This is a genomic window from Pseudobacteroides cellulosolvens ATCC 35603 = DSM 2933 (assembly GCF_001262605.1).
Taxonomy (GTDB): Bacteria; Bacillota; Clostridia; order Acetivibrionales; family DSM-2933; genus Pseudobacteroides; species Pseudobacteroides cellulosolvens.
Genome location: NZ_LGTC01000001.1, coordinates 3,782,653 through 3,807,774, shown reverse-complemented (window position 1 = coordinate 3,807,774; position 25,122 = coordinate 3,782,653). Strand labels below are relative to the sequence as shown.

15 protein-coding genes are annotated in these 25,122 nt (G+C 35.4%); 10 read left to right on the top strand and 5 right to left on the bottom strand.

Features of this window, described 5'->3' with window-relative positions; translation table 11 throughout:
* Positions 1 to 94 precede the first annotated feature (94 nt).
* Both Bccel_RS31590 and Bccel_RS15480 read left to right on the top strand, forming a co-directional pair.
* Positions 95 to 1,912, top strand: a complete 1,818-nt coding sequence (locus tag Bccel_RS31590; protein WP_050753524.1) for a S8 family serine peptidase — start codon at positions 95 to 97, stop codon at positions 1,910 to 1,912.
* 193 nt (positions 1,913 to 2,105) lie between these two features.
* Positions 2,106 to 2,966, top strand: coding sequence for a MerR family transcriptional regulator (locus Bccel_RS15480; RefSeq protein ID WP_036938984.1), 861 nt, complete (start codon positions 2,106 to 2,108; stop codon positions 2,964 to 2,966).
* Positions 2,967 to 3,214: 248 nt separating this feature from the next.
* Here the strand turns inward: Bccel_RS15480 and Bccel_RS15475 are convergent, their stop codons facing one another.
* Both Bccel_RS15475 and Bccel_RS15470 read right to left on the bottom strand, forming a co-directional pair.
* The gene (locus tag Bccel_RS15475) at positions 3,215 to 3,919 is read right to left on the bottom strand and encodes a lysoplasmalogenase (RefSeq protein WP_036938983.1); all 705 of its coding nucleotides are present in this window, start codon (positions 3,917 to 3,919) and stop codon (positions 3,215 to 3,217) included.
* Between the two features lie 43 nt (positions 3,920 to 3,962).
* Complete coding sequence (locus Bccel_RS15470; RefSeq protein ID WP_036938980.1) at positions 3,963 to 5,987, bottom strand: aldehyde ferredoxin oxidoreductase family protein; 2,025 nt, start codon at positions 5,985 to 5,987, stop codon at positions 3,963 to 3,965.
* Between the two features lie 410 nt (positions 5,988 to 6,397).
* Between Bccel_RS15470 and Bccel_RS15465 the strand changes: the two genes are divergently transcribed.
* The 8 genes from Bccel_RS15465 to Bccel_RS15430 all read left to right on the top strand — a co-directional run bounded on the left by Bccel_RS15465 (position 6,398) and on the right by Bccel_RS15430 (position 18,578).
* Positions 6,398 to 6,988, top strand: a complete 591-nt coding sequence (locus Bccel_RS15465) for a hypothetical protein (RefSeq protein ID WP_036938978.1) — start codon at positions 6,398 to 6,400, stop codon at positions 6,986 to 6,988.
* A gap of 2 nt (positions 6,989 to 6,990) precedes the next feature.
* A complete protein-coding gene (locus Bccel_RS15460; protein ID WP_036938976.1) occupies positions 6,991 to 8,403 on the top strand; it encodes a phage baseplate assembly protein V in 1,413 nt (470 codons plus the stop codon).
* On the top strand, positions 8,400 to 8,999 hold the full coding sequence (locus Bccel_RS15455; RefSeq protein WP_036938974.1) for a hypothetical protein: 600 nt from the start codon (positions 8,400 to 8,402) through the stop codon (positions 8,997 to 8,999). Before Bccel_RS15460 ends, Bccel_RS15455 begins: the two co-directional genes overlap by 4 nt.
* Position 9,000: 1 nt before the next feature.
* Positions 9,001 to 9,528: an imm11 family protein gene (locus Bccel_RS15450; protein ID WP_036938972.1), complete on the top strand. Its 528-nt coding sequence runs from the start codon at positions 9,001 to 9,003 to the stop codon at positions 9,526 to 9,528.
* Between the two features lie 10 nt (positions 9,529 to 9,538).
* Positions 9,539 to 9,934, top strand: coding sequence for a DUF4280 domain-containing protein (locus Bccel_RS15445; protein WP_036938970.1), 396 nt, complete (start codon positions 9,539 to 9,541; stop codon positions 9,932 to 9,934).
* Positions 9,935 to 9,953: 19 nt separating this feature from the next.
* Positions 9,954 to 17,003 carry an RHS repeat-associated core domain-containing protein gene (locus tag Bccel_RS15440; RefSeq protein ID WP_050753523.1) on the top strand — a complete coding sequence of 2,350 codons (7,050 nt, stop codon included), beginning with the start codon at positions 9,954 to 9,956 and terminating at the stop codon, positions 17,001 to 17,003.
* A gap of 31 nt (positions 17,004 to 17,034) precedes the next feature.
* On the top strand, positions 17,035 to 17,835 hold the full coding sequence (locus Bccel_RS15435; protein WP_036938968.1) for an Imm49 family immunity protein: 801 nt from the start codon (positions 17,035 to 17,037) through the stop codon (positions 17,833 to 17,835).
* A 275-nt stretch (positions 17,836 to 18,110) separates the two neighbouring features.
* On the top strand, positions 18,111 to 18,578 hold the full coding sequence (locus Bccel_RS15430) for a hypothetical protein (protein WP_036938966.1): 468 nt from the start codon (positions 18,111 to 18,113) through the stop codon (positions 18,576 to 18,578).
* A gap of 798 nt (positions 18,579 to 19,376) precedes the next feature.
* On the opposite strand, the gene Bccel_RS15425 is transcribed toward Bccel_RS15430, so the two are convergent.
* The 3 genes from Bccel_RS15425 to Bccel_RS15415 form a co-directional block, all read right to left on the bottom strand.
* Positions 19,377 to 21,092, bottom strand: coding sequence for an ATP-dependent nuclease (locus Bccel_RS15425; RefSeq protein ID WP_036945838.1), 1,716 nt, complete (start codon positions 21,090 to 21,092; stop codon positions 19,377 to 19,379).
* Between the two features lie 202 nt (positions 21,093 to 21,294).
* Positions 21,295 to 22,455, bottom strand: coding sequence for a hypothetical protein (locus tag Bccel_RS15420; RefSeq protein ID WP_036945836.1), 1,161 nt, complete (start codon positions 22,453 to 22,455; stop codon positions 21,295 to 21,297).
* 152 nt (positions 22,456 to 22,607) lie between these two features.
* Positions 22,608 to 24,422 (bottom strand): hypothetical protein, encoded by a 1,815-nt coding sequence (locus Bccel_RS15415; RefSeq protein ID WP_036945834.1) that lies wholly within the window; start codon positions 24,420 to 24,422, stop codon positions 22,608 to 22,610.
* Positions 24,423 to 25,122: the final 700 nt, after the last annotated feature.

The following is a 25,122-nucleotide window of genomic DNA, read 5'->3' as shown; positions in this document are numbered from 1 at the left end:
TCATCTAGTAAAGTTGAATTGTGTATTCTGCTATTTTGTTAATGTTTGTTTGTAAAAATGTTTGGAAATTACAAATATAGGTAAACATTAGTGATTGAACAAATTATTTGTACACGCTAACTATATTGAAAGTGTTAATAATCTTACATTTTCAGGTGCTTTAAATAGTGACTTATATAGGAAGCTAACACTTATAAGCGAAAAGGGAAAATATCCTTTTATTCGCGTTGAAGATACAATGGAAGTAGTTATGAGCTCAAATAGTTTAGCTCAGGACCACATCGATGATAGTAAGGCCATGGTTGCAGACCATGTTATTGTTAAGTTTAAGCCGTATGAAAGTGAGGAAGAGCTAAAACATCTTGTCAACCAATTTAAAGGCAGAATTAGGAGGAAGCTTGATCTTTCCTCCAATACATATCTTGTAAGTTATACAGGCTATTCTAATTTCAATGAATTGAACAGAATAACAGGTTTATTAAACAAGCAAAGTATAGTTGAATATGCAGGTCAAACAGAAGGTACTCCAAATTCAGACATTAATGCACCAGAGGCGTGGAACATAACAAAAGGGAGCAGAGATGTAACAGTAGCGGTTATAGATTCAGGTGTTGACTATACACATGTTGATCTTAAGGAAAATATGTGGAAGAACCCTGGTGAGGTTCCAGACAATGGAATTGATGATGATGCAAATGGTTATGTTGATGATGTTTATGGTTGGGATTTTGCAAACAATGATAGCGATCCTATGGATGACAATAAGCATGGAACGCATTGTGCAGGTATAATAGGTGCTGCAGCCAATAACGGATATGGGATAGCAGGGGTTAATTGGAACGTCAGTATAGCTGCGTTAAAGTTCTTGGACAGTGATGGATTTGTAGCATTGTCAGATGCTGCTCAAGCAATCAATTATGCAGTGAAAATGAATATACCTATTACTTCTAACTCCTGGGGAGGAGGAGGAAATGCTCCTATACTTGAAGAAGCATTTAAATACGCAAGTGATAATGGCGTGCTAAGTGTTGTTTCAGCAGGGAATTCAGGAAGAAATGTTGATGTATACCCACATTATCCTGCAGCGTATACATATCCAGGTATAATATCTGTTGCAGCTACTGATCACAATGACAATCCTGCTCAATTTTCAAATTACGGGAAATCCACAATAGATCTTGCTGCACCTGGAGTAAGCATATACAGTACAATTCCCGGTAATCAATATGCATTCATGAATGGTACCTCAATGGCTGCACCGTATGTTACAGGAGCAGCTGCTCTTATAAAGTCATATGATAAATCCCTAACAGGTTTGGATATTAAGAATCTGATTATGAGCAGTGTCGATCAAATAGATTCATTAATGAACAGGACAGTTTCAGGAGGCAGATTGAATGTATACAAAGCATTAAACAGCATGGTAGAAACACCGATACCAACACCTGATCCTGAGACAGGAAAGTTAAGTGTTATGGCCTATAACCTCAGTACTCAGAATTTAAGCAATAATATTTATACAGATTTCCTACTAACAAATACTAGGGACACACTTGTTAACCTTTCAGACGTAAAATTAAGGTATTACTACACAATTGACGGTGAGAAGGAACAGAACTTTTGGTGTGACTGGTCTTCGGTGGGTAATTCAATTATTAAGGGAACATTTGCTAAGTTTAATACATATAAAAATAACGCAGACTATTACCTCGAGATTGGGTTCACAGAAGATGCGGGTGTTATTAATCCTGGTGGTTCAATTGTAATAAAATCAAGGTTTGCAAAAGCTGATTGGTCAAATTATAATCAATTAAACGATTATTCCTTTAATCCTAATGCAGACTATTTCACAACATGGGAGAAGATCAATGTGTTTATAAATAACACATTGGTATGGGGAATTGAGCCTTAAGAAAATGAAATGATGAAGCCATATAAGGTTACATCATAGAATGATAGAAATAAGTAAAGTATACAAAATTATTGGAACTGCTTGGAAGATGTCAAATCTGATAGGCAGTTCCATTTTTATTTTTTTGCTTTTTTGTTGACACTCACGTTGCGTTATAGTGTAAATTAAATATAGCAAAGGAGGGAATACAAAAATGAGAACTGTAAACGAAGTTTCCAAATTAACCGGTATTAGCATACGTACGCTTCATTATTATGATGAAATAGGGCTACTGAAGCCTACAACATGTAATGAATCAGGATACCGGTTTTATGATGATAAAGCTCTTGAGGCATTGCAGCAGATATTATTCTTTAAGGAATTTGATATGCCTTTGAAAGATATAAAGTCCATTATGGAAAATCCCAATTTTGATAAAGAGAAAACTCTTATTAACCAGAAGAAAATACTGATGTTAAAAAGGAAACGTCTGGATAATTTGATAAGGTTGATTGATGATATTCTGAAAGGAGATAATAAAATGAGTTTTCAGGAGTTTAGTAAAGAAGAAATTGAGGAAATGTTTAAATACATGAAAGACAATCTGAATGAAGAACGGCTAGAAATGATGAAAAAAGAAAATATAGATATGGATAGCCTCAAAGACAATTTTATTGCTAAGGTATATGCTGAAGAGGGGCAGGAGACTATGAAGAACCTTTTGAAATGGTATGGAGGCAAAGAGGCTGTGATAGATTCTATGAAAGAAGCTGCGAAAAATGCAATCCCGCTTGATATTATTCAATCACATCAAAAGAGAACTGATGAGATTTTTAAAGAATTATGTGGATTACGTGGGAAGGATACAACAACTCCAGAAATAAAAAGGCTGATTGCAGAATATGAATTTATATCAAAGCAGATATATAGAATGAAAGATGTTAAAGTTCTATTGTTAGATATTGCAAAAGGATTTATAGAAGATGAAGATTTAATAAAGGCATATGATGGGCTGTATGGCGAAGGTTCGTCTGTATTTTTGGGAAAAGCAATCATGAGTTTTTTTAAGGAATGAATCTATCGATTAATGAAATCCGTAGCAACTATTACCATTTTATACTATATGTTTTACAATAATCATTTTACACTTTTAATTATTGCAAAGCATTTTCCTTGATTCATATGTTGCGAAAAATTCATTTTTATTAAGCAAATGCAGACGATTCAACTGCATTTGCTTATGTAAAATCTTTTTCAGAACATATATAGTTTATATTAGCGGCTATTCTACTCTTACAGATACATAATGTATGCAGTAAAAGTTTACTGAAAAAGAAATCCCAACATTATGAGACTTTGAGCGACTACATAGGTTACCATAATAATAACTTCCATTGTGTCTATATTTGATTTCTTATAATAAGTTTGTACATAGTTAAGCTTTTCCTTTACTATTTGACATGCAAGGTATGAATCAGATGAAATAAAAAATAATGACCCAATGAACGGAAGTAGGGTGCCGGCATTAAATGCTGTCCATAAACGGCATAAGCTGGTAAAGCTCATTGCAAATAGTGCACACATATAAATAATCATGGTACTTATAAGAAGTTTTCCACCAGATGAAACCTTTATGTTTTTCCATAGATAACCTATCATAAAGCTTCCATAAATTAAATATGGCATAATCATAAGGTAAAACCAGGGATTTATTACATGAAAGTTATCGATGGAATTTACAAATGTGACTGTATAGAAAATATGGCCTGTTAAAAAGGCAGCCATACCCCAATATATAAAAAGTTTTTCTCTTCCTAAAAGGACAACATCTCCGATAAAACCAAAAAATAAAGCCATAATTAAAAGTTTGTCCATATTTTCGGTATTTAAAGCATAGAAAAGAATAATACTGGGGACGAGCAAGGGCTTGGTGACAGTACCAAGCTCCGCTCGTCTTTTAGCATCTGCAAATATGTTTAAGCTAAAAAAGATAATAAATAGAAATAAAATTATTAAATTTATAAGCATTAAATCTACTCCCTTGTTATGTAAAAAGAATAAACGCTTTTATTTAGTTGGAAACTTCAGGATATAAAATTGCTTTGACATCATCAAGCCCAAGTTTATCCAGAGTATCTTTTTTTGGTTTCAAAGTATCAAGATCGTATCCCATCGCTTCGAAATAATTTCTCTTTGCAGTATCAAAGTCCGGTCGGACACCCTCATTCGGACCTTCTTCCAATTGGGGTATTCCCCTTGCTCTATCCGGCATTTTAATATCCCAAGGATTAATACCCTCTCTTATATTAAATGAATGTCTTAGGGTTTTTATCCTCTGTGCAATGAATAGGTAATCATTGAATTCCTTTTTCCAACCGGTAACGGCATTGGTCCATTCAACGATTGGTGGAGTCGGACCTACACCAAAAGCAAAAGCACATAATCCAAGGCCATTTACCAGATCCATAAAGCAACTTGCTCCCTTTTGTTTTTCCCCATCGTCGTCATCCTTACATTTTTGCTTTATGGGATGAATGTGTTTTTTTTTCTGTACTTTTTGAGTATTATCATCGTCACTGTATAAACTACAGCAATCCAAGTTGCTGGTATGTCTTCCGGGAGTCGGTTCAGCTTCATAGCCTACACCCAAACCAACGGAATTAGGATGCCTTGGGTCATGCATTGGGAGCTCCTGTCCGCAAACATGCATAGCATATGCTTCAGATCCTTTCCCGAAGTGTTCAGAAGCTTTTTTAACACCATCCTTCAATATCTTTCCTATTCCTTCGCATGCAGCAATCTTTTCTACAAGTTTTATTTCAGCATCACTGTTCCCCCATGTAAGCTTTAGTCCACCTGTATCTTCTTCTGTAATTACACTGTTTTCAAACGCCTCAAATGCCCATGCTACAGTGGCGGCACAGCTTATAGTATCAATTCCTGCTCTATTTAAAATATCATTAATTTTTATTATTCCAACCATGTCATTAGTAAGAACCATGGAACCAAATCCGCATATAGTTTCATATTCCGGCTTATGGGTATCTCCTTCTCCTGTGGAAAATTCTTTTTCATTGACCTTAAGCCTTCCACCGCATGACATGGGACAAGCATAACACCCGTATTTCTCAGTTTCATACTTTGTAACTGAGTCATTGGATATTTTTTTTGTCAATCGCCCTGGGAAATCAATACACCCTACACCCTTCCAGTTTTTAATAGGAGAATCCCCAATATTGGCAGAATAAGCCACAGTACCAGAGGTTCCCCATGTCTTCATAACGTAACGTTCAACCTCTCCACCTATAGGAAGCATTTGGTGTTCATCAAGGACTCTGACTACACCGGATAATATGGGAACATTCGTAATGCCACCAAGAATTTTGTCTTCTAACGAGTGCTTATCATCATAAAAGTCTTGGGAAAACAGATTGGAGTGACGTGTAACCTCTTCAATATCAAATATATCTACACTTTTATTACCGCCAAGGCATATTGCCTTAAGCTTTTTAGAACCCATAACAGCACCAAGCCCGCTTCTTGCAGCCAGCCTACCCTTGTCGGTAACAATACCAGAAATTAATGAGAGATTTTCACCACCCTGACCGATACATGCGACCTTAAAGTGCTTGCCGTGTTTAGATTCTAGGTAGTCTACAGTATTATAGCTATCTTTTCCCCATAAATCAGCAGCAGAGACCAACTCTTTTTTATCACCATCAATTAATAGGTATACTGGTTCTACACTTATACCTGTGAAGAAGAAACCGTCATATCCCGTATTTTTTATTGCAGGTGCAAAATATCCCCCGCAATTTGCATCTCCCCATGTATTTGTAAGAGGACTTTTTCCCATAACCATCCATCGTCCGCTAAATAATGCACCTGTTCCGGTTAATAGTCCGCTCATTACGGCAAAAATGTTATCAGGGCCGAGAGGGTCTGCACCAGCTTTTTGCCTGTCGAATATAATCTTAGAGCCAAGGCCGTACCCGGTTAAAAACTGTTCATATACTTCATCAGGTATTACCTCTTCGCTAATCACTTTGTTTGTGAGGTCAATCCATAAAATTTTTCCCATATAACCATATGGCATATTGAAGTCCTCCATAAGATAAATAATTTTATTATCCTAATATTCTATTTTTATTTAATAATTCCTTTTTTCTACAGCAAAAAAGCCTTGTAAGGAAGGGCTTCATAAAGCAAAAAATTAGTGAAATAATTTTACAGGGTATTTATAATTCTACAATATATGAATATGATGCTTTAACTGATCTTTAAATGAAATCACTTACGCTTTAAAATCTATCGCTAAGTAGGAATTAGTTACTAGCGTTTTTGAGTATACTGAAATATGAGATTATAGATATGTAATTAAATTAAAGTATGTAATTTACATTATAAATATGTTAAAATATACTTAAAATTGTAGAATGTTAAAATATGTATATTAGTTTGATTTGCCCTTTAGGGTATTACTAAATTTATCAGGGGAGGGTAAAAATGGGTAATATAGATGAAAAAATTCTGGAAATTATAAACAATGAAGAGTCTAAACTGCAAAACATCAGTGACGGTCAAGTTAAAATCGGCAACCGGTATTACGAGTTTGAGGAAAGAGTATTTTATGATGATAATGTAAAGCTCCTTATGCCGAAGGATTTCAAGGAAATGCCGCAGCAACAGCGGCAGATTAAGTATCCTTCCTCCCAGCGACCGGAAATTATTCAAACTGATGAAACAGGCAGTATCAATATTATGCTGAACCGTATAGACAGTAGCCTTAATGAGGATCAGGTCAAGGAACTGACGGACGGGATGAAGGCAATCTTAAAAAAGGTCAATCCAGCCAATATATTTTTTACAGATGGTGTTGAAAAAGTAGATGAAAAAAATGTCGGTTATTTTGAATTTAAAAGTCCTGCTATGGATGGTTTTATATATAACTTGATGTTTTTCTTTGAATTTGAAGGTAAAACAGTCATGGGAACATTTTGCTGCCGGTATGATGAATATAAAGACTGGAGAGAGGTTGCTTTTCAGGTAATGAAAACTATAAGGGTAACCAAAAAGAATATAGAAGGAAGAGGATAAGAATGGGCCAATCGATTTTTACAATTGCGGATATCATAGTAGAACCTTATGAATTTAACAGAATATTGGATTTCAAAATTGTCAGGGAATTGAATGAGCATGCAAGGCTGTATATTGAGGGGATTGTTCCAGAAGAAAAGATGGATCAGTACATTGAGAATTCATGTGAAGATGAAATCATAAAGGTATCTTTAAAAGGTGAAAATCAAAGTGTTGTTTTGTTTTATGGCGTTGTTACATGTATGTCCCTGCATGCCAAGATGAATGTCAGAAGTATTCAGATTGAGGCTTTGAGCTTAAGCTTTTTGATGGATGTTAAGAAGAAAAAACGTTCCTTCCAGAACAAGGATGCTGCTTATAAGGAGATTTTTGACCAGGTAACGAGTGGGTATCTCAAGTCACAGGCTTTAGATGAGGCTTCAAATGGTAAAACAACAGGAGGCCTTCTTGTGCAATACCTCGAAACTGATTGGGAATTTGCAAAGCGTCTGGCATCGCATTTTAATGCACCGCTTATACCATCATGTAATGCTAATGGGGTTAAATACTATATAGGAAAAGTTGATATCCCTTCCGGGCATGATCTTAAAGAGTACAACTATATAATTAAAAAAGATATAAAGGATTACCTTAGAAAATCTCAGAACGGCATAGATGGAATACAGGAAAAAAATCTAATAAGTTATGAAATAACCAGCCCGGATATATTGGAACTGGGTAGGCCTATAAACTTTAAAAACAGAAAGCTCTATATATTAAGTTCTGAGACAAAGGTTCATGATGGCATTGTTTTAAATACATACATATTAAAAGACGGAGAAGGAATAAAGTATAACAGGATATACAATGACCAGCTTATAGGGGTTTCGCTTTTTGGCAAGGTAATAGATGTTGCAAAAGATACTGTAAAAGTGCATCTTAAAATAGATGAAAAACAGCCTGTAGGTGAAGCAATGTGGTTTCCTTATTCCACTGTTTACTCTTCTCCTGACGGTTCAGGATGGTACTGCATGCCTGAGATAGGGGATAAGGTAAGGCTGTATTTTCCTGATGCAGATGAAAAAAATGCTTTTACAGCAAGTTCGGTAAACCTTACATCCAAAGATCCACAGAAGAGAAGTGACCCAGCGGTTAAAAGTATAAGTACCAAATATGGAAAGCATATTGTATTTCAACCGGGTGCAATAGAAATTATGAGTAATGGAAAACAACTGGTGAGATTAACTGATGATGGCGGAATAGAAATTTCTACCGACAAGAAATTAACCATATCTGCAAAAGAGGACATAGAAATAAATTCAGGTACAAAAATTCTGGTTCAGGGTGATGAGGGAATACAATTAATACAAGCAAGTGCTAATTTAACCATTGCAGACGATGTATCAATGAATGGGGCGAAGGTGAATATTGAATGATGGATAAGAATGGGATGCTTGAGGAACTTGTATCAAAATGCATCATCAATAATTGGGCACAGGAGCTTCTGAATATAGATCAAAGATATTCTTCCAATAGGGAGCATATTGAAAAGGAGCTGGTTTCTGCGCTTGAGGATGTATGTAGAAAAGCAGCAGGGTTTCAGCAGCGGGGAGTGAAGGGGGATATTAAGTACATTTGCATTTCGTTTTTACGTACAAGCATAATGGAGGATACATCATTTTACAGAATAGATGCCTATGACAGTAGATGGTTTTTAGATACAACCGAGTGCTATAGTATGTGGAATGCAGAATTTATATTTTCTTCACTGTTTAAACAAATAAGCCTTTTGAAAAATGAAAAAAAGCAATATGGAAGATTTGTTACAGATATGGATGTAGATAATGTTAAGTTATCCGAGGCATTGAAATATCACACATTGGCAGTTGAATTCACAAGGTCTGTTATTCCTAAGTTTTTACAAAGTGTTGCATTTATTGAAATGGTGAAAGTACCTGAAATATGCATTATGATGGGAGAATATAGGGACTTTAATGAAGTGTTGTATAGCGATAATGAGGTGAAGGCATAGCATGGACTATTTTTTGTTGAAGCAGGATGAGAGATATAAAGATTTACCTGTTATTACGCAGCTTTCAGGTAAAATTGATATAAAAAATTTAAACTATCAAGACATACATAATGTGGCTGATACCGTTATTTTTTATGTAAAAGCTACTCCTGAAAGCAGTTATTTGGATATTTTGAACAGGGATCTTTTTTTAGTATCTGAAAAGCTAAAAAATTTATTTGAAAAATACCAACCGGATGCCCTGTTTAAAACAATAGTGCTGATAGATTCAGAAAACAAGAAGCAGGAAAAATACTTTCTTCCTGTATTTAAAAAGGTTGATGCATTAAGTCCCAAATGCGAGTTTACAAGGGATAAAAGTGTAATTACTAAGCTTATCTTAAAGAAAGAAGGTATTATGGATCATAAGATATTTTCAGTGTCGGATGGAGCTAAACCAACTATTATTGTAAGGCTTGATGCGGCAGAGAGCATTTTGAGGAGATATTTGAATGGGATCTGCCTTAAAAGAATACCAGTAGAAGATTAGGAGGGGTTTGATGCCGGAAATAAGCAGATATATAGTGAGGGGAGCAACTATGGTATGTAGCTGTGGAAGCCATGGAAGAAAGATAAACCTTCCTGTGAGCCATGGTTCATATATAAATAATAAACCAATGATGAACCAATGGGACTGTGTGCCTATTGAGAATGTACCTGAATTTGGAGTGTGCAGCAGTCCTGCAAACCCAAGCAATGCACCTGTAACACTTGTGGGCGAGGATGGTAAACCGGTTGCAGGAAAACCATGTGTTCCAGCCATATTATCATGTTGGATGGATACCAAGGAAGATACCATTGTGGACGGATTTGCTGCTCTTACCACTAATTCCAAGCTTATATGCAGCTTAGGAGGAATGATTACATTTAAAACTGACGGTCAGCATGACGAGTAGGACATGGGGGTCTTAGAAAATGAAGGGTTTTGATAATATAAAGATAGAACCGGCATATGGAATCAAAATCATCAGTGATATTAAAATTGAGAGTAAGATCAATGAGCATGCAACACTTTATTTATATGGCATTGTAGATGAAACAGTAAATTTTAATTCTACCGTCAATGCTTCATTTGATGATGAGATACATATTTACGAAGCAGGTGAAAGCAATAAAACAATTTTTAAAGGCCTGATTACAAGCGTAGAAACAAAAAAGATAAATGGTGTTTACTATGCCCAAATTCAAGGTATATCGGGCAGTTTCAGGCTGGACATCAAAAAGAAGAGCCGTTCATTTCAGGATATGAACATGACATATCCTGAGCTTGTTAAAGGTATTTTAGGAGATTATCCAAAGAATAATTTTATAAACACAATTTGTGATGGTGTTAAAATTGGAGAGCCCGTTTTGCAGTATAAAGAGACTGATTGGGAACTCATTAAAAGGCTCGCAAGCCGTTTTAATTCAGTTATAGCTGTAGATATATACGATGCTGGGACAAGATTATGCTTTGGTTTCCCAGAAGGAGCAAGCTGCAAACTTGAAGACAGTATTTGCTATACGGCAAACAAGGACATTATGGCATATATGAAGGCAAAGGGAAGCGGATCCGACGTTAAAGCCAATGACTTTTTTTATTATGATATAGAAAGCAGAGAGCAGTATAAATTAGGGGATGAAATTTCTTTCAGAAATAAAAAAATGTATGTGACCAGCATAGATGCTTATATGGAAAAAGGGATTCTTACTTATAGATACAGGATTTCCATGAAGGAAGGCATTTATGTATCACAGATAAACAATAGTCAAATAAATGGAGTATCCATTGGGGGAAATGTTCTTGATACAAAAGGAGAACTGGTAAAGCTTCATCTTGACATAGATGAAGCCCAGGACAAAGGTAAAGCATTTTGGTTTCCATTTATACCTCCTACAGGAGACATCATGTATTGCATGCCGCAAAAGGGGACACATGCAAGCCTTTACTTTCCAGATGCCACTGGGAACAACGCTAAGGTCATTGGCTGTGTAAGAAAAAATGGAGGCAGCTGTCAAAAGACAAGTGATCCAAATACAAGATTTTTTGGTACAGAACACGGAAGTGAGCTTGAGATGTCTCCAAAAGCCTTAAACATTGTTGGCGACAGCAAGGAGCCTATAAAGATAAGCATGGAGGATGAGAACGGCATTACCATAGTAAGTCATAAAAAGCTTACCATGAATTCGGTTGAGGAAATGTCCATTACCACTCCAAAGCATATAAAAATCACTGCAAAGGATATTGTTTTCCTTAAGAAGAGCAATTCGGACAGCGGTTTTACAATTGAAAATGAATTTCATTACCTATCAAATTATGTATTTCTTGAGGGAAGAGTTCGGGAATTATATCCCCCGTTTGACGATGCCCCAAAAGTTGCACCAAAGCCTCCATTTAACTGGGGCAAGCTAGCCCTTAATGTATTGGGAGGGTTGGCTATAGTTGCGGCAGTTGCAGCAGCAGCGGTGTTTACTGTAGCCACATTTGGAGCTGGTGCTGTTGTTATAGGTGCTGTTGCTACATGTGCAGTGGTGGGAGGAACAGCCGCTGTTGCAAGTCAGGCTGTCAGTGATATAATGAGCGGCGAGGTTAGTGATTTCAGTGACTATGCGGCAGCTGCAGCAAGAGAAACAATTGTAGGTGCCATATCAGGTGCTGTATTTGGACCATTGGGACCGGCTGCTTCATTAGGCGGTAAAATGGCTATTGGAGCAGCAAACAATGCATTTGAAAGCATAGTAAGGCAGACTCTCGAGGGTAAGGGAATAAACCCTTGGGCTGTGCTGTTAGATGCAGGAATAGGGGCTGGAACTGCAGGCATAATGGACTCAAAGATAGCTAAGAATATAGGTAAAGCTATAGACAATGCAGCACCGTGGATTAAAAAGGGAGCCAATAAGGTAATGGATGGAATAAGCGATAATGCCAACAAGGTTGCAAAGCTTGCAGGTGAAGCAGGAGATATAGGAGAGACTGCAGCTAGAAAGTCCATTATGGATCCCAAGAAGTCAGATTTTTGCGGTGACCCCATAAATGTTTCCAACGGAAGCTTTTATCTTGATGTAACAGACCTTGTAATTGAAGATAGGGGAATTGACCTTGAAATCAAGAGGAGATACAACTCAATTGGATTAAGAAAGGGCATCATGGGAGATGGCTGGACCTTTGAATATGAGAGCTGTCTAAAAAGAGATGACCTTGATTGTATTACCTTGATGTACCCTGATGGACATGAGGAGAAGTTTGTAAAAGAAGAAGGCAAGTGGCACAAGAAAGACTCCAAGGACCTTTCTGAAACTCTTATTGAGGATCCGGCTACAGGATATTTTACACTTTCCATAAAAGATATTAAGAGCTATACATATGACGGCAGAGGGAAATTGATTCTAGTAAGTGACAGAAATAATAATGCGGTAAATGTAAAGTATGCACCAGGTGGACTTGTTGAAAAAATAGTGTCTCCCGGCGGTAAGGTCATCACATTTAAGTATGAGCTGGGAAAAATATCAGAGATAATAGATCATACCGGTAGAAAAATTGTCTATCGTTATAATGGAGACAGATTGGTTAGTGCAATTCTTCCAAATAAAGGCGAATTTATATACGAGTATGAAGGACCATTCATTGTTTCAATAACCGATGCAAACGGTAGAAAGTATGTAAGCAACAAATTCGATGATGAGGGAAGGGTAGTACGTCAATGTGTAAATGAACAGGATACAGTTGATATAAAGTATTATCCTGATAATAATGAGACCGTTTTCATTTACCGTTCAACAGGAAACATGGAAAGGTACACACATAATGATGAAGGGCGTTTGATAGAAGCCATACACAGCGATGGAACAAAAGAACGTTTTACATATGATGAATACGGCAACAAGAACAGTGAGACTGACCGTAACGGACAAACAACATTCCGTTTATTTGACAATAAAGGAAATATACTTGAAGAAAAATACCCGGAAGGTTACACAGTTTTGAATGATTATGACGATAACGGCAATCTTATAAGGACATCAACTTCAGGTGGAGCTGAGACTCTATATAAGTATGACTTGTCGGGAAATCTTATTGAAGAGTATGTCAAGATCAATGACGGTGAATATTCAAAGACCGAATTTACATATGATAGTTTTGGACGGATGCTGTCAAGAGCTGATGCAGAGGGTAATATCACTGAATTTGAATATGACAGCCTCCATGTTGATAAACCTACTAGAGTAAAAGATCCTGAGGGCAACATTTTCAGGTATCGATATGACATTGCAGGAAGACTTGAGGCAATCACTACATCCTACGGAACAGTAGAATTCGGATACAATGAAATAAACAAAAAGACATTTATAAAGGATGCTCAGGGTGGAATAACCTCCATGTCCTATGATAGAATGGGTAACCTCATAAAAAAGGTGTTGCCTAATGAGTCTAGTAAAAGTAAGGGTGATGACAAGGCCTATGAGTTCATATATGATGCAATGGACAGGCTGATTCAGACAACCGATCCTTTAAAGAATGTATTCGCATTGAGGTATGACTTAAATGGCAATCTGGTTAAAGAAATAAACGCAAATTTCTTTGACAGTAAAAAAGAAGACGGTATTGGAATTGAATACATATATGACAAGAACAATAGAAGAATTAAAACAGTTTTACCTACAGGCCACATATCAAGAACAAAGTATGATGCCGTCGGCAATGTCGTAAAAACAATTGATCCGGGTAAATACAATCCCGATGAAGACAATGGGCCTGGAATGGAATATGACTATGACTCATTGAACAGGCTGACTGCTATAAAGAATGAAGAAGGCAATACTGTAAAAGAGTACAAATATAATGTCGATGGACTTTTGATCAAAGAGACAGACGCAAACAAGCTTGAAACATTATACAAATACAATGATGCAGGATGGCTATTGGAAAAAAGAACGGCAGTAGAAGAAAATGCAGGCAAAAAGCTATACAGTGTCACATGTTACTCTTATGACAGGGCAGGAAGAAGGACAGAAGAGAAGAGGTCAACACAGAAGGTAAGCGAACAGGAAACCCCTGCTAAATGGAATACAATACGGTATGAATATGATAAAAACAGCAGGATTGTTAAGATATACGATTCTACAGGGGCACAGGCTGAGTATGGATATGACTGCCTTGGTAATAGAACGTTTGAAAAGGCACGTATAAATGACAAGACTTGCAGAGTTATTCGATATAGTTTCGACAGTCTTGGGCGTCTTGACAAAAAGATAGAAGAAATAGATGGGGAAGACCTGACGGTAGGATCAAAAGGAAAGGCTCTTGCCCAGACTGTGTACCATTATGATAAAAATGGAAATCTTACAAAAGTTCTCAGTCCATTGGGCTATGAGACAGAAATGTTTTATGATGCAGCTGACAGGCTTATACAGACAATAAAGCGAGAAAAGGGTGCAGCTTCACAAACCCACTATTATAAGTACGACAAGCAGGGTAACCTTGTAAGCGAGATTGATACCAACGGAAAAAGTATTGAATATGAATATGACAGCATGAACCGTAGGATCAAAATCACTGGAAAAGAGGGGGAAGTAACAAGGCTTTTCTATGATGGAGCAGGAAATATCATTAAACATGTAAAACCGGAGGAATACGACAAGGAAAAGGATGACGGAAAAGGCACACTTTACAGCTATGACAGTATGAACAGGCTTGTAGAGGTACGAGATCCACTTGGATTTGTTGTAGAGAAAAATAAATACAACCTGGCAGGAGACCTGATTGAAAAGACAGATGCACTTGGTAAATCCATAGAATATACATATTACTCAGTTGGAAGAATAAAAGAAATATATACACCGGGGGCAAAGAAAAATGGAAGACCCAGCCAGGAGTATACATATGATGCACTTGGCAACATCACAGGCATCAAGGATGGGGAAGGCAATCATACTACCAACACATTAGACCTTTGGGGCAGAATAACTGATGTACAAAAGCCTGACGGCAGCAGTGAAAAATATGAATACGATTATGTAGGCAATGTTGTGACAAGTATTGATGGAAACGGAAATAGGACAGAATATGAGTACAACAGCATAAATAAATTGGCAAGGATCATTGATCCGGCAGGATGCGAAATACTGTACAAATATGACTTGCAGGGAAGACTTGCAAAGAAGATTGACAGAAACCGGAATGCCGTTGAATACATGTACAATAAGGATGATAACATTACCCTTATGAAGGATGCTGAAACAGGTAGAAGCCAGGAATTTAGCTATCATGCAGACGGGAACCTTATTTCAGCCTCCGGTATGGGCGTGGTTTACAATTATGCATATACTCCCAACATGAGACTTAAGAGCAAGAGTATGAACGGTAAACCAATGCTGGAGTACAGTTATGACAGAAATGGAAATATTCTAGAGCTAAAGGATTTAACAGGCAGGAGGACAAATTATAAGTATGATGCAGCAGGCAGGATGGAAGAGGTATGGGATAGTGGAAAGCTGGCAGCAGCATACACTTACAAGCCTGACAGCCAGCTTGCAGGTATAAGGTATGGAAATGGTGTAACAATAGAATATAGCTATGATTTAGACCAAAATGTTGCCGGGATTGTAGCGAAAAACAGTGAAGGTATTGAGATACTAAAGCACAGTTATGAATATGATAATAATGGAAATCAAATCAAAAAAGAGGAAAATGGAAGGATAACACAGTATACATATGATACCCTTAACAGATTATCAAAAGTGGTGTATCCTGATGTAGAAGAATTGTTTTCATATGACTTTGCAGGAAACAGGACATTTAGGAGAAGAGGCAGCACAGAAGTTAATTATTCTTACGATAAAAGAAACAGGCTTATTGAAAAGATTGAAGGTTCCGAGCAGACACGTTACAGCTATGACTCAAATGGAAACCTTTTATCTGAAGCTGGAAAACAGGGAACAACCAGCTATACATACGACTGTTTCAATAGGACAGAGAAGGTAAGAAAGTCAAATGGGGAATATATCAGGAACTTCTATGATCCTGAAGGCCTTAGGAGCAAGATTGAGGAGAACGGCAGAACTGCATGGTTTGTTTATAGCGGCAGGGATATTGTAGCCGAACTTGATGGTGAAAAGCTTAGGGCTGCAAGTATACGCGGGCATGAACTGCTGATGCAGAGGGATGGAAGTGGTGAAAGTTATTATTATCTCAACAATGTGCACGGGGATGTCATAAGCCTTACAGACTCAAGGGGTGCGATAGTTAACTCGTACAAGTATGATGCTTTTGGTAACACTATTCAAGCTATTGAGAAGGTACAGAATAGGTTCAGATATGCAGGTGAACAGTTTGATTCAGTAACAGGCCAATATTATTTAAGAGCAAGATTTTATAATCCTGTTGTGGGAAGGTTTACACAGGAGGATACATACAGGGGTGATGGATTAAACCTTTATGCATATGTAGGTAATAATCCTGTAAACTATGTTGACCTAAGTGGATATAGTAAAATGTCCTGTCAGCAGAAAGCAAATCTATATAAAAACTTAGAGGAAAGTAGAAAAGCACGAGAAAGCCATGGGAAGAATTTTTGGGATGGAATGTCTAGAAAAGAGAAGGGCGCCATGGCAGAGAAGATAACTGATAAAATGATGAAAAAGAAAGGATATAAGAAACTTCCATCAAAAGTAGAAGGCAATCATGGTATAGATGGCTTATATGCAAAATACGATAAGAATGGAAATGTTAAAGAACTTATAGTAAATGAGACAAAGTTTAATAGTAAAGGTAAGCTTAGGCTAAATAAAAAAACAAGCATGGGGCCACAAATGAGCAATAGATGGGTAAGAGGAAATACTGATAAAATGATGACATCAAATGATGCTTTTACCAGAAGGGCTGGATATGAATTAGATGATGTTTTGGATAACAATAGAGGAATTTTAAATAAAACTGCAAATGTAATATCACCAGATGGTAAAATACAATGGTTTAATTTACCATAGTACTAAAGCAATTCGAAAGGAGAAAAATACAATGCCAAAACAACAGATTAAACGGAGCTATTTTGATACTTTTCAGGAAATAGTAAAAGAGCGCAAGGAATTAATTGATAAAAAAATTAGCAATGTAAGAAAAAATGGAATCCCTCAAGGAAACGATGGGTATTTGTATCATAGTTTATCAACAGGTTATAGGGTATTAGCAGTTGGAGAAATATTATATGGTAAAGACTACAAAAAGGCAAAGGAATACTTTTATCTATCAGCTAAAATGAACGAATACTTATTAGCTCTTATAGATAAGGGAGATGAACAAATCTCAACAGATTTTGCTTCTATGCATGAATATAAATCAATATATGCAGCATTATTAAGTGATAATATAGAACTTGCTGTATCAATAGCAAAACTTTTAGGAGGAAGACCAGAAATTGAGAAGGATGATTTTGATGCTTTCTATATTTCAGGATATCTTTTAAAATACTTGCTATTAGAGCAAGAGGAAGAGGCATCTCCGTACCTTGCTAAATTGGAAAAACAGCTAACCAAAAAAAATAACACTTATTACTCCTCACTTTTGGAAATATATAGAGCAATTTATAATAAAGATAAGAAAGAAATAGAAGATGGGATTAAAAAGTTATTAAATGGGCATAGGGCTTTAAAGGATTTTAAAAGTTCGGAGAATGAGTTTTTGAGCATAGAGGGATTAGGGATTTTAAAGCTTCTACAAAATCGGGGTATAAATATAGCTATAGAAGATGATTTATTACCGCTAAAATTTTTAGAAAAAGATGATCTTGTTTATCCAGAGATAGACTATTTTGTGAAATGAAATATCTGCATCAAGCCAACGGATTAGAAGGCCGTTGGCTTTTAATATGCGTTCTCTTGTAATGTAATCAAGCTCAGACTCCTTCTTAATATATTCTTTCTGGAAACCAGCAGAGGGAATATCAGAGGGCCAGAAAGGTATTTCATCTTTCATCTCGTGTTTTTAGACGTTCTCTGCAAGAGATATAGAGGTTATAAGTAAATAAGATCATTTTTGTTGCATACTTACTATTAAATTGTTAAAATCTAATTATTAATAATCAAGGAGACAAATGTATGGAGGATATTACCACACAAACAGGTGCTCCAATTGAGCAAATAAATAATAATTCAAGAGTTTGGAATCCAAATACTTTAAAGTGGATTACAATATTTCTTTCAGGTATCACAGGAATCATTTTATACATAATAAATTATTACCGCTTAGACCATCCCAATAAAAAGCAAAAACTTCTTCTAGGGATTGTATTTTTTATTTTATTGACTATTGTTGTCATTGCTCTACCAAATTTTAATTCTGTACGTTATGTGTTTTTTGGTATAAACATTGCTCTAGGCATCTACTATAGTGCTGACCAAAAAAACTATTTTACACAACACATTAAAGATGGTGGTAGGAAAGCCTCAGCTTGGTCTGCAATTGGTCTGTCAATATTATTTCTTGTAACATACCTCTTTATTGTTGGTATATTGATATACGTGGTTGATTTAATACTTTCTTCAGTTATTTATAAATCGTTTTAACAACATTTTTCTTTTCAGTATTCTCCGAAGGCTCAGGCTTGCATTATTGTAATGCAAGGATACAAGTATAAACAAGCATTTGCCTTCCTTCGGAGTCTCTCTGAGGTCGCTAACGGAGTGAAGTCCGGGAAAAGGTCCCCCCATTCTTTAGAACCGCTAACGGAGCTGTACTTAAAGAATCTTCACGGGCAGCTTAAAAGTAGCTTACGAAGTGTTTTCGAAGTAACTTGCAGAGCCAGAGTAGTAATGGAATACGATATAGATATTATCGTATTCCATTACTGCTCTGTAAGTAACTCTTTAGTAGCGTTTGAAGAAATCAAAAAAACTTCGGAAACACAGGAATCGGAACAAAAAATCCTATATTTTTTATTCCTGTTCCTGTGTTTGTTACTTCCAATGGCTAATGAAGCAATCTCCGAAGCAAATCCGTGGCAACCCCATCCTCCCATTCGTTTTTTGAGAAGGACCAGAAGCAGCTAGTGGAGCAAATCCGGGACAAAGCGTTCTGCTTTTAGAAAACCCTTCAGTTTGGATTCGGAGGAGAACTAGGCAAATACCTCCCCGGAAGTATCTTGTTTAACTCTCACTACATTTTAAAAGGCATCGAAGAACAATTTTAAATAGACATGTTTCGGTATTTCCAGTACCCGAAGCCAATCAACGTATGTTCTCTTACATAAATAATAAATATATTACTGGTTATATTGATAATGGGAAGTTTGCTGCTTCTGAACATTCGTTACATTCTAAAAATAATTAGCAACTAACTCAAATAATATCATTAATAATTACAAGTTAATTTGATATTTGACGAATAACGTCTTTTACTTCTTCATCCAATTCTTCAAGAGTAATTGCTTGAAGAATTTTATGAACAGAACAGCTTTTATTATATTTTTCTTTAATAAATGCATTTGTTTTTGAAATCATTTCTTTCCCTGAAACCAAATTAATTTTATTTTGAAGATTAGTCCATTTGCTATCAATATATTGCCTTGCTTCTGAATTACAAGTTGGTAATTGTTTTTTTCTTTCGCTTAGCAAGTACAATTGATTGGCATATTGGTCTGTTATATTAAGTTTCATTCCATCAATAATTTTTTCAAATTCTATTAAAAACTCAGTATACTCACTTTCAGGTCTTTGAGTTATTCTAAAGATTGCTTTAGGTACTAAAAGATAATTTTCTATTTCTTTTCGCTCCCATACGAAAAGATGTAGATGATTTTCCTTTGCTAAATTGTACTTTTCACTAATTTGGTCTGGAGAAAAGTAGTCACTATCAAGAATACAATAGCTTTTTATAGCATCTTGAGTTTCGCTATAAAATAGTTTAGCCGCACCAAACGCATCACTTAATCTTGACCAGCCGCCAAGAGGGATGCAGGGCAAGCTTTCCAAGGAAATTTCACTTTTAGGATACATTTTTTCATGAAATTTGGAAAGATACTTTAAGTCTTTCCCTTCTACAAACAAACATTTTTTTGCACTCGACAATCTAACTAATGAAAGATTATGTACACTTCCAATTGAATCTATAATATTTTGTACAGCTTTTATGTTATTTGAATACCTCATATTAACACTGTTTTTATCAATGGTAACAATATTCTTCGGGTCAACTTCTGAAATTATTTCAACTGAATGTGTTGCTATAACTACCTGAGCATATCTATTCTTTAATAGTCTAAGTATTTTCCTTTGCAAGTCCGGATGCATATACACATCGGGTTCATCAAGAATAACCGTTTTACTGTTTTTGGTTCTGCAAATAAACCATATTATTTGCAACCACATTTGAAGCCCACTACCCATTAAACCTATTTCGGCGGTAAACCTCTCATCTTCAACAAGTAATTGAATAAAATCATTAATTGATGAATTATAATCTAAATCAATAATTCTTAATCCACTCCAAGTAGTTTCTGCTAATTGCTTAAAATCATTGAAAAGTTCTTTTTTATTTCTCCATAACTCATTACGAAAATGCCGAGATGATAAATATGTATCTATATCTGAAAGAACAGTTTCAAGAGTTAAAAGTTTTTCATTCTCCTTTATCAACCCTATTTGTGGCAAAATATCAACAATGTCTAAATCTAAGTCAATAGCCTTGCCTTTCGTTTTTATAATGTTGTTTTCAGTATCGTATATAGTTGCAAATGCAAAATCTGTGTTTAATATAATAATTATTTTTGCTCCATTATCAAAACGTGCAATAACTTTGGCATTGCCCTCAGAATAGTAGTATACTATCCCTCTTAAATCAATCTTGAATTTATCTACATTAATTTTAAATCCCCTAGAGCTAAGTGGTAATTTTAAAGAATTGGGAGCATCAACATATGTCGTATGTTTACATTTTTTGCACACATAAGAAATTAAACGCAAAGCCTCAATAATAGTCGATTTACCTGCATTATTTTTCCCGACAATAATAGTTAAATCCCTAAAAGTTAAGGAGTTTTTCTTAAAGCATCTGTAATTTTCAAATTCAATTTTTTTTAGCATATACTACCTCGAAATATTTTTTTATTGTACTGCTGGTCATTTAATAGCTTCGTTTATCACTCTTTAGTGTTACACATAATACACTTTGTTGCAAATCATTCCCTGTTTCTAATTATTGCTATAACTACAAAAATTCTAAACTTCACAGTATTAGCCTAATACGAAGTTCATGCTTTTCTCAATTATAAACATAATGGTAAGTTTAATAAGCTATTACAATTTTTCTAAATTCGGAAATTTCAGAATTATCAAAACCAATAAGCTTAAGACTCATTCGTTGTATTAAATCCGCAATTTTAATAATGCAGAATTTAATATTGGAGTCATTGTTAAAGTCGTAATAGTAAGCGTACCCATGGACAATGTTTCGTCGCAATTCCTTGATGTGATTTGCAATTTCATCAGAGTTTATACTGACGCCATTCAATATCTCTGGAAAAACATCAAACATTAGTTTTAATTGAGTTTTTAAAGGGAATTTATTGTTTTTTGCTTTTTCTGGTTCCAATTTTTCAAACAAATACTCAAATGCTGTGATCTGTTCTATAAATCGGTGTGGGGTATAGAGATTGTCATAGTTTGCAAGATGTCCCAATGGAATGCTTTTGGTTATCTTAGAATCCAACTCAAACGCTAAATTATCAAGTATTTTAGCAGTATATTTCATAACTGGAAACTCACAAAACAACACATCCAAGTCTACTGCAGGGTTATTTGAAACACATTTGCAATAAAAATCGGCAACAATAAATTCATTTGCAGAAAGCGTAATTCGTTCAAAGGTAACATCGGAGGTGGAAGTAATAAATTTTGAAAATCTATTCATTAGAAGAGTAATTCTATAGCATTCTTCAATATGTGCTGTTTGTAGGGGTACGGATGTTTTGCCACTCATTTTAAAGCTTTCTAAAAGACCCATACGGTGATTTTGGCCAATCAAATATTTTAATTCATATGTGCTCCCACAAATATTAAACGGTATTGAGTATATCTCTGTTCGTTCCACAGCAAGATTGACTCCAGCTCTAGTCAAATCTAAATAATGGTATTTATATCGAAAAATACTATCAAGTAATCTTGACTCAAAGCTTATTGTATCGATTTTTTTGTCAGAACTTAAATTATTTACAATAAAACATGTTAAATAGCAAGTGCTTCCCATTGATTTTTCAACCAATAGGGTAATGTCCCGAGGTGTATTGTCTGTATCAAAGCACTGACCGGTCAATATATAATTTGTCTTAAAATTATGTTCTTTTACAAATAGAGTAACCAATTCTTTTTCTGAAAACAGGTTCATCTGATAATTATCTATTATGAATGGTATCTTCCCATTTTGATAATGAATTAGCCCTTTGAACATATATATCACTCCTCAAAATGAACTATAGTGGTTAAAACTACTTTTTCAGCATCCGCGGAAAACCCAGTACTTTATAATGGTGCAAAAGTTGAATCCCCTCTAATTGCTACCACCTGGCTTGTCCACATTACATAATGGGAAATTTCACATTTTTACGAATTCTGCATTAGTTTTATTTTCTGTAATGCAGCATTAGTTTCTCCTAACAACACTCTCACTTCAGGGGTTATGTTGCATTTAAACAAACCGTTTACTACTGATAAAAATTCCATGTTTATTGACTGATATCCAAAATTGTTTTCAATTCTATCATTTAATGTGTCCACAACATATATCCAAAATTCCTTGCTCAGGAAATCATTCCTTAATTCTATTAAATCCGCCTTATTACCTGTTGATTCGTAGATTTTTTCATAGTATGGATTTACAAGCCAATATGCTACTTGAAGTGGACGGTTTTTCTCTATAGAGTCATAGCCGGATATGATTTTATCTCCAATCATATCGTTAAACATTGCTCCGAAATGTGGATTATCCTCCGACTTTATTAACATGGCATAATGTGATTTATAACCTGATATAAATCGGTGCATTTTATCAGTTTCGCTTTTGCGTGACAGCATGTGAACTAAGATACTTAAATCAAGCAGCAACTCGTGAGCAAATATCTCAGCTGATATGCCGTTATTGAAAAGAGCCTTGTAATTACCATGAGCAATACGATTGCGAATTATGTTATTGAAATAGTACATGAAATATTCAATTACTTCAGGATATATATCAGCCTGAACATCTTGTAAGTGTTGGATTTTTTCTTTAAGAACATCATTTACGTAAATCGTCAGATTTGTAAAACGATTAAAAGTAGTAGAGTCTTTTAAGAAATCTCCAAACATCCCTTCAATTTGCAACGGAATAATATGATTGAATATTATGAAATCATTGCATTGAAATAGTGTTACACTTTTAAGCAAAACGTCTTTTCTTTCTCTTAAGCAAACACTTTTTTCAAGTAACTGAGATAATTCATTTACTACATCATGCTCTTGTATAAATTTCCTTAGTGTATTTAGATATAGTTGGGGATTAGAATTTTTCTGAATATGCAATTTATCAATAGAGGGAATTTTAGCTTTGGCAAGATTAAGTTCCGCCACTCTTTCTTCGTCACTTTTAGTATGTATAGACCGATGCCAATTCTTGTGTAGAGCATCAATAGCAGTATACAACTTAACTTTGAAAAACAAGGCATATGGTCTATCTAAATGATCCTCTGCAATTTCAAGAACATCTTTATACAACGAAAATTCAAGGGACACATTCATCACAGTATCTTTTGACAACTTTAGAGCCAAGCCTTGAATAGCATAGCAGACACTTTGTGGTTCTCCCAAATTACAGAAACAGTTCATTTGCCTTTCCATGTGTTGTTTCGAAAACAATATCATTTCTTTTTGTGTCCTCAACTCATTACACTCCCTATGGTAATCCAGTAAAAGACTTTCTTCGGTAGCCACATCCCTAACCAAAGAAAGACTTGGCGTTTTTGATTCCACAGATGCTATGCTACTTTTTATTGATTGAAGTTGAGTATTAATTACATTGATTTTTGCATCGATTTTATGCAAAACCGAGCCATACTGTTGAACGAATATTTTATCGTATTCATGCTGAACTATTAAAAGTTTATCCTTTGGCAATTCTTTAATTCCGACTATTTTGCAAAGTGATATGTGAAAATCGTTTGGCATACTAAGTTCTTTATTGTTTAGTGTGGATTTAATTACTATGCTAAGCAGTTTATCATTTGCACCATCTACACTGCTAATAGCCTTATTGAAATAGAACTCACCTAACTCCTCCAAAGTGGTTTTTGTAAAAATTTCTGGGCTGAGGTATTCAGGTAAATCAAAATTTATATATTGATATAAACTATCACATATTGCGGTTTCATTATCTGTTAGCATAAAATATCCTTTCTATATACAACTTCGCATTATAGACATATGCTTACAATGTAATCTCTTTGAATAATTTCTAATATTTATTTTATATATTAAACTTACATATTTCAACCGTTTTTTACATTTATTTAATCTAACTCTGAATAAAAGCTTTTTTATATGGCTTCGGGTACTGGAAATACCGAAACATGTCTATTTAAAATTGTTCTTCGATGCCTTTTAAAATGTAGTGAGAGTTAAACAAGATACTTCCGGGGAGGTATTTGCCTAGTTCTCCTCCGAATCCAAACTGAAGGGTTTTCTAAAAGCAGAACGCTTTGTCCCGGATTTGCTCCACTAGCTGCTTCTGGTCCTTCTCAAAAAACGAATGGGAGGATGGGGTTGCCACGGATTTGCTTCGGAGATTGCTTCATTAGCCATTGGAAGTAACAAACACAGGAACAGGAATAAAAAATATAGGATTTTTTGTTCCGATTCCTGTGTTTCCGAAGTTTTTTTGATTTCTTCAAACGCTACTAAAGAGTTACTTACAGAGCAGTAATGGAATACGATAATATCTATATCGTATTCCATTACTACTCTGGCTCTGCAAGTTACTTCGAAAACACTTCGTAAGCTACTTTTAAGCTGCCCGTGAAGATTCTTTAAGTACAGCTCCGTTAGCGGTTCTAAAGAATGGGGGGACCTTTTCCCGGACTTCACT

Excerpts from the sequence above, each read along its gene's own strand:
- Bccel_RS15455 (WP_036938974.1), top strand. The coding sequence starts at position 8,400 with ATGATGGATAAGAATGGGATGCTTGAGGAACTTGTATCAAAATGCATC.
- Bccel_RS15440 (WP_050753523.1), top strand. The coding sequence starts at position 9,954 with ATGAAGGGTTTTGATAATATAAAGATAGAACCGGCATATGGAATCAAA.
- Bccel_RS15415 (WP_036945834.1), bottom strand. The coding sequence starts at position 24,422 with ATGCTAACAGATAATGAAACCGCAATATGTGATAGTTTATATCAATAT.
- Bccel_RS15445 (WP_036938970.1), top strand. The coding sequence starts at position 9,539 with ATGCCGGAAATAAGCAGATATATAGTGAGGGGAGCAACTATGGTATGT.
- Bccel_RS15425 (WP_036945838.1), bottom strand. The coding sequence starts at position 21,092 with ATGCTAAAAAAAATTGAATTTGAAAATTACAGATGCTTTAAGAAAAAC.
- Bccel_RS15450 (WP_036938972.1), top strand. The coding sequence starts at position 9,001 with ATGGACTATTTTTTGTTGAAGCAGGATGAGAGATATAAAGATTTACCT.
- Bccel_RS15465 (WP_036938978.1), top strand. The coding sequence starts at position 6,398 with ATGGGTAATATAGATGAAAAAATTCTGGAAATTATAAACAATGAAGAG.
- Bccel_RS15475 (WP_036938983.1), bottom strand. The coding sequence starts at position 3,919 with ATGCTTATAAATTTAATAATTTTATTTCTATTTATTATCTTTTTTAGC.
- Bccel_RS15470 (WP_036938980.1), bottom strand. The coding sequence starts at position 5,987 with ATGCCATATGGTTATATGGGAAAAATTTTATGGATTGACCTCACAAAC.
- Bccel_RS15435 (WP_036938968.1), top strand. The coding sequence starts at position 17,035 with ATGCCAAAACAACAGATTAAACGGAGCTATTTTGATACTTTTCAGGAA.
- Bccel_RS15430 (WP_036938966.1), top strand. The coding sequence starts at position 18,111 with ATGGAGGATATTACCACACAAACAGGTGCTCCAATTGAGCAAATAAAT.
- Bccel_RS15480 (WP_036938984.1), top strand. The coding sequence starts at position 2,106 with ATGAGAACTGTAAACGAAGTTTCCAAATTAACCGGTATTAGCATACGT.
- Bccel_RS15460 (WP_036938976.1), top strand. The coding sequence starts at position 6,991 with ATGGGCCAATCGATTTTTACAATTGCGGATATCATAGTAGAACCTTAT.
- Bccel_RS15420 (WP_036945836.1), bottom strand. The coding sequence starts at position 22,455 with ATGTTCAAAGGGCTAATTCATTATCAAAATGGGAAGATACCATTCATA.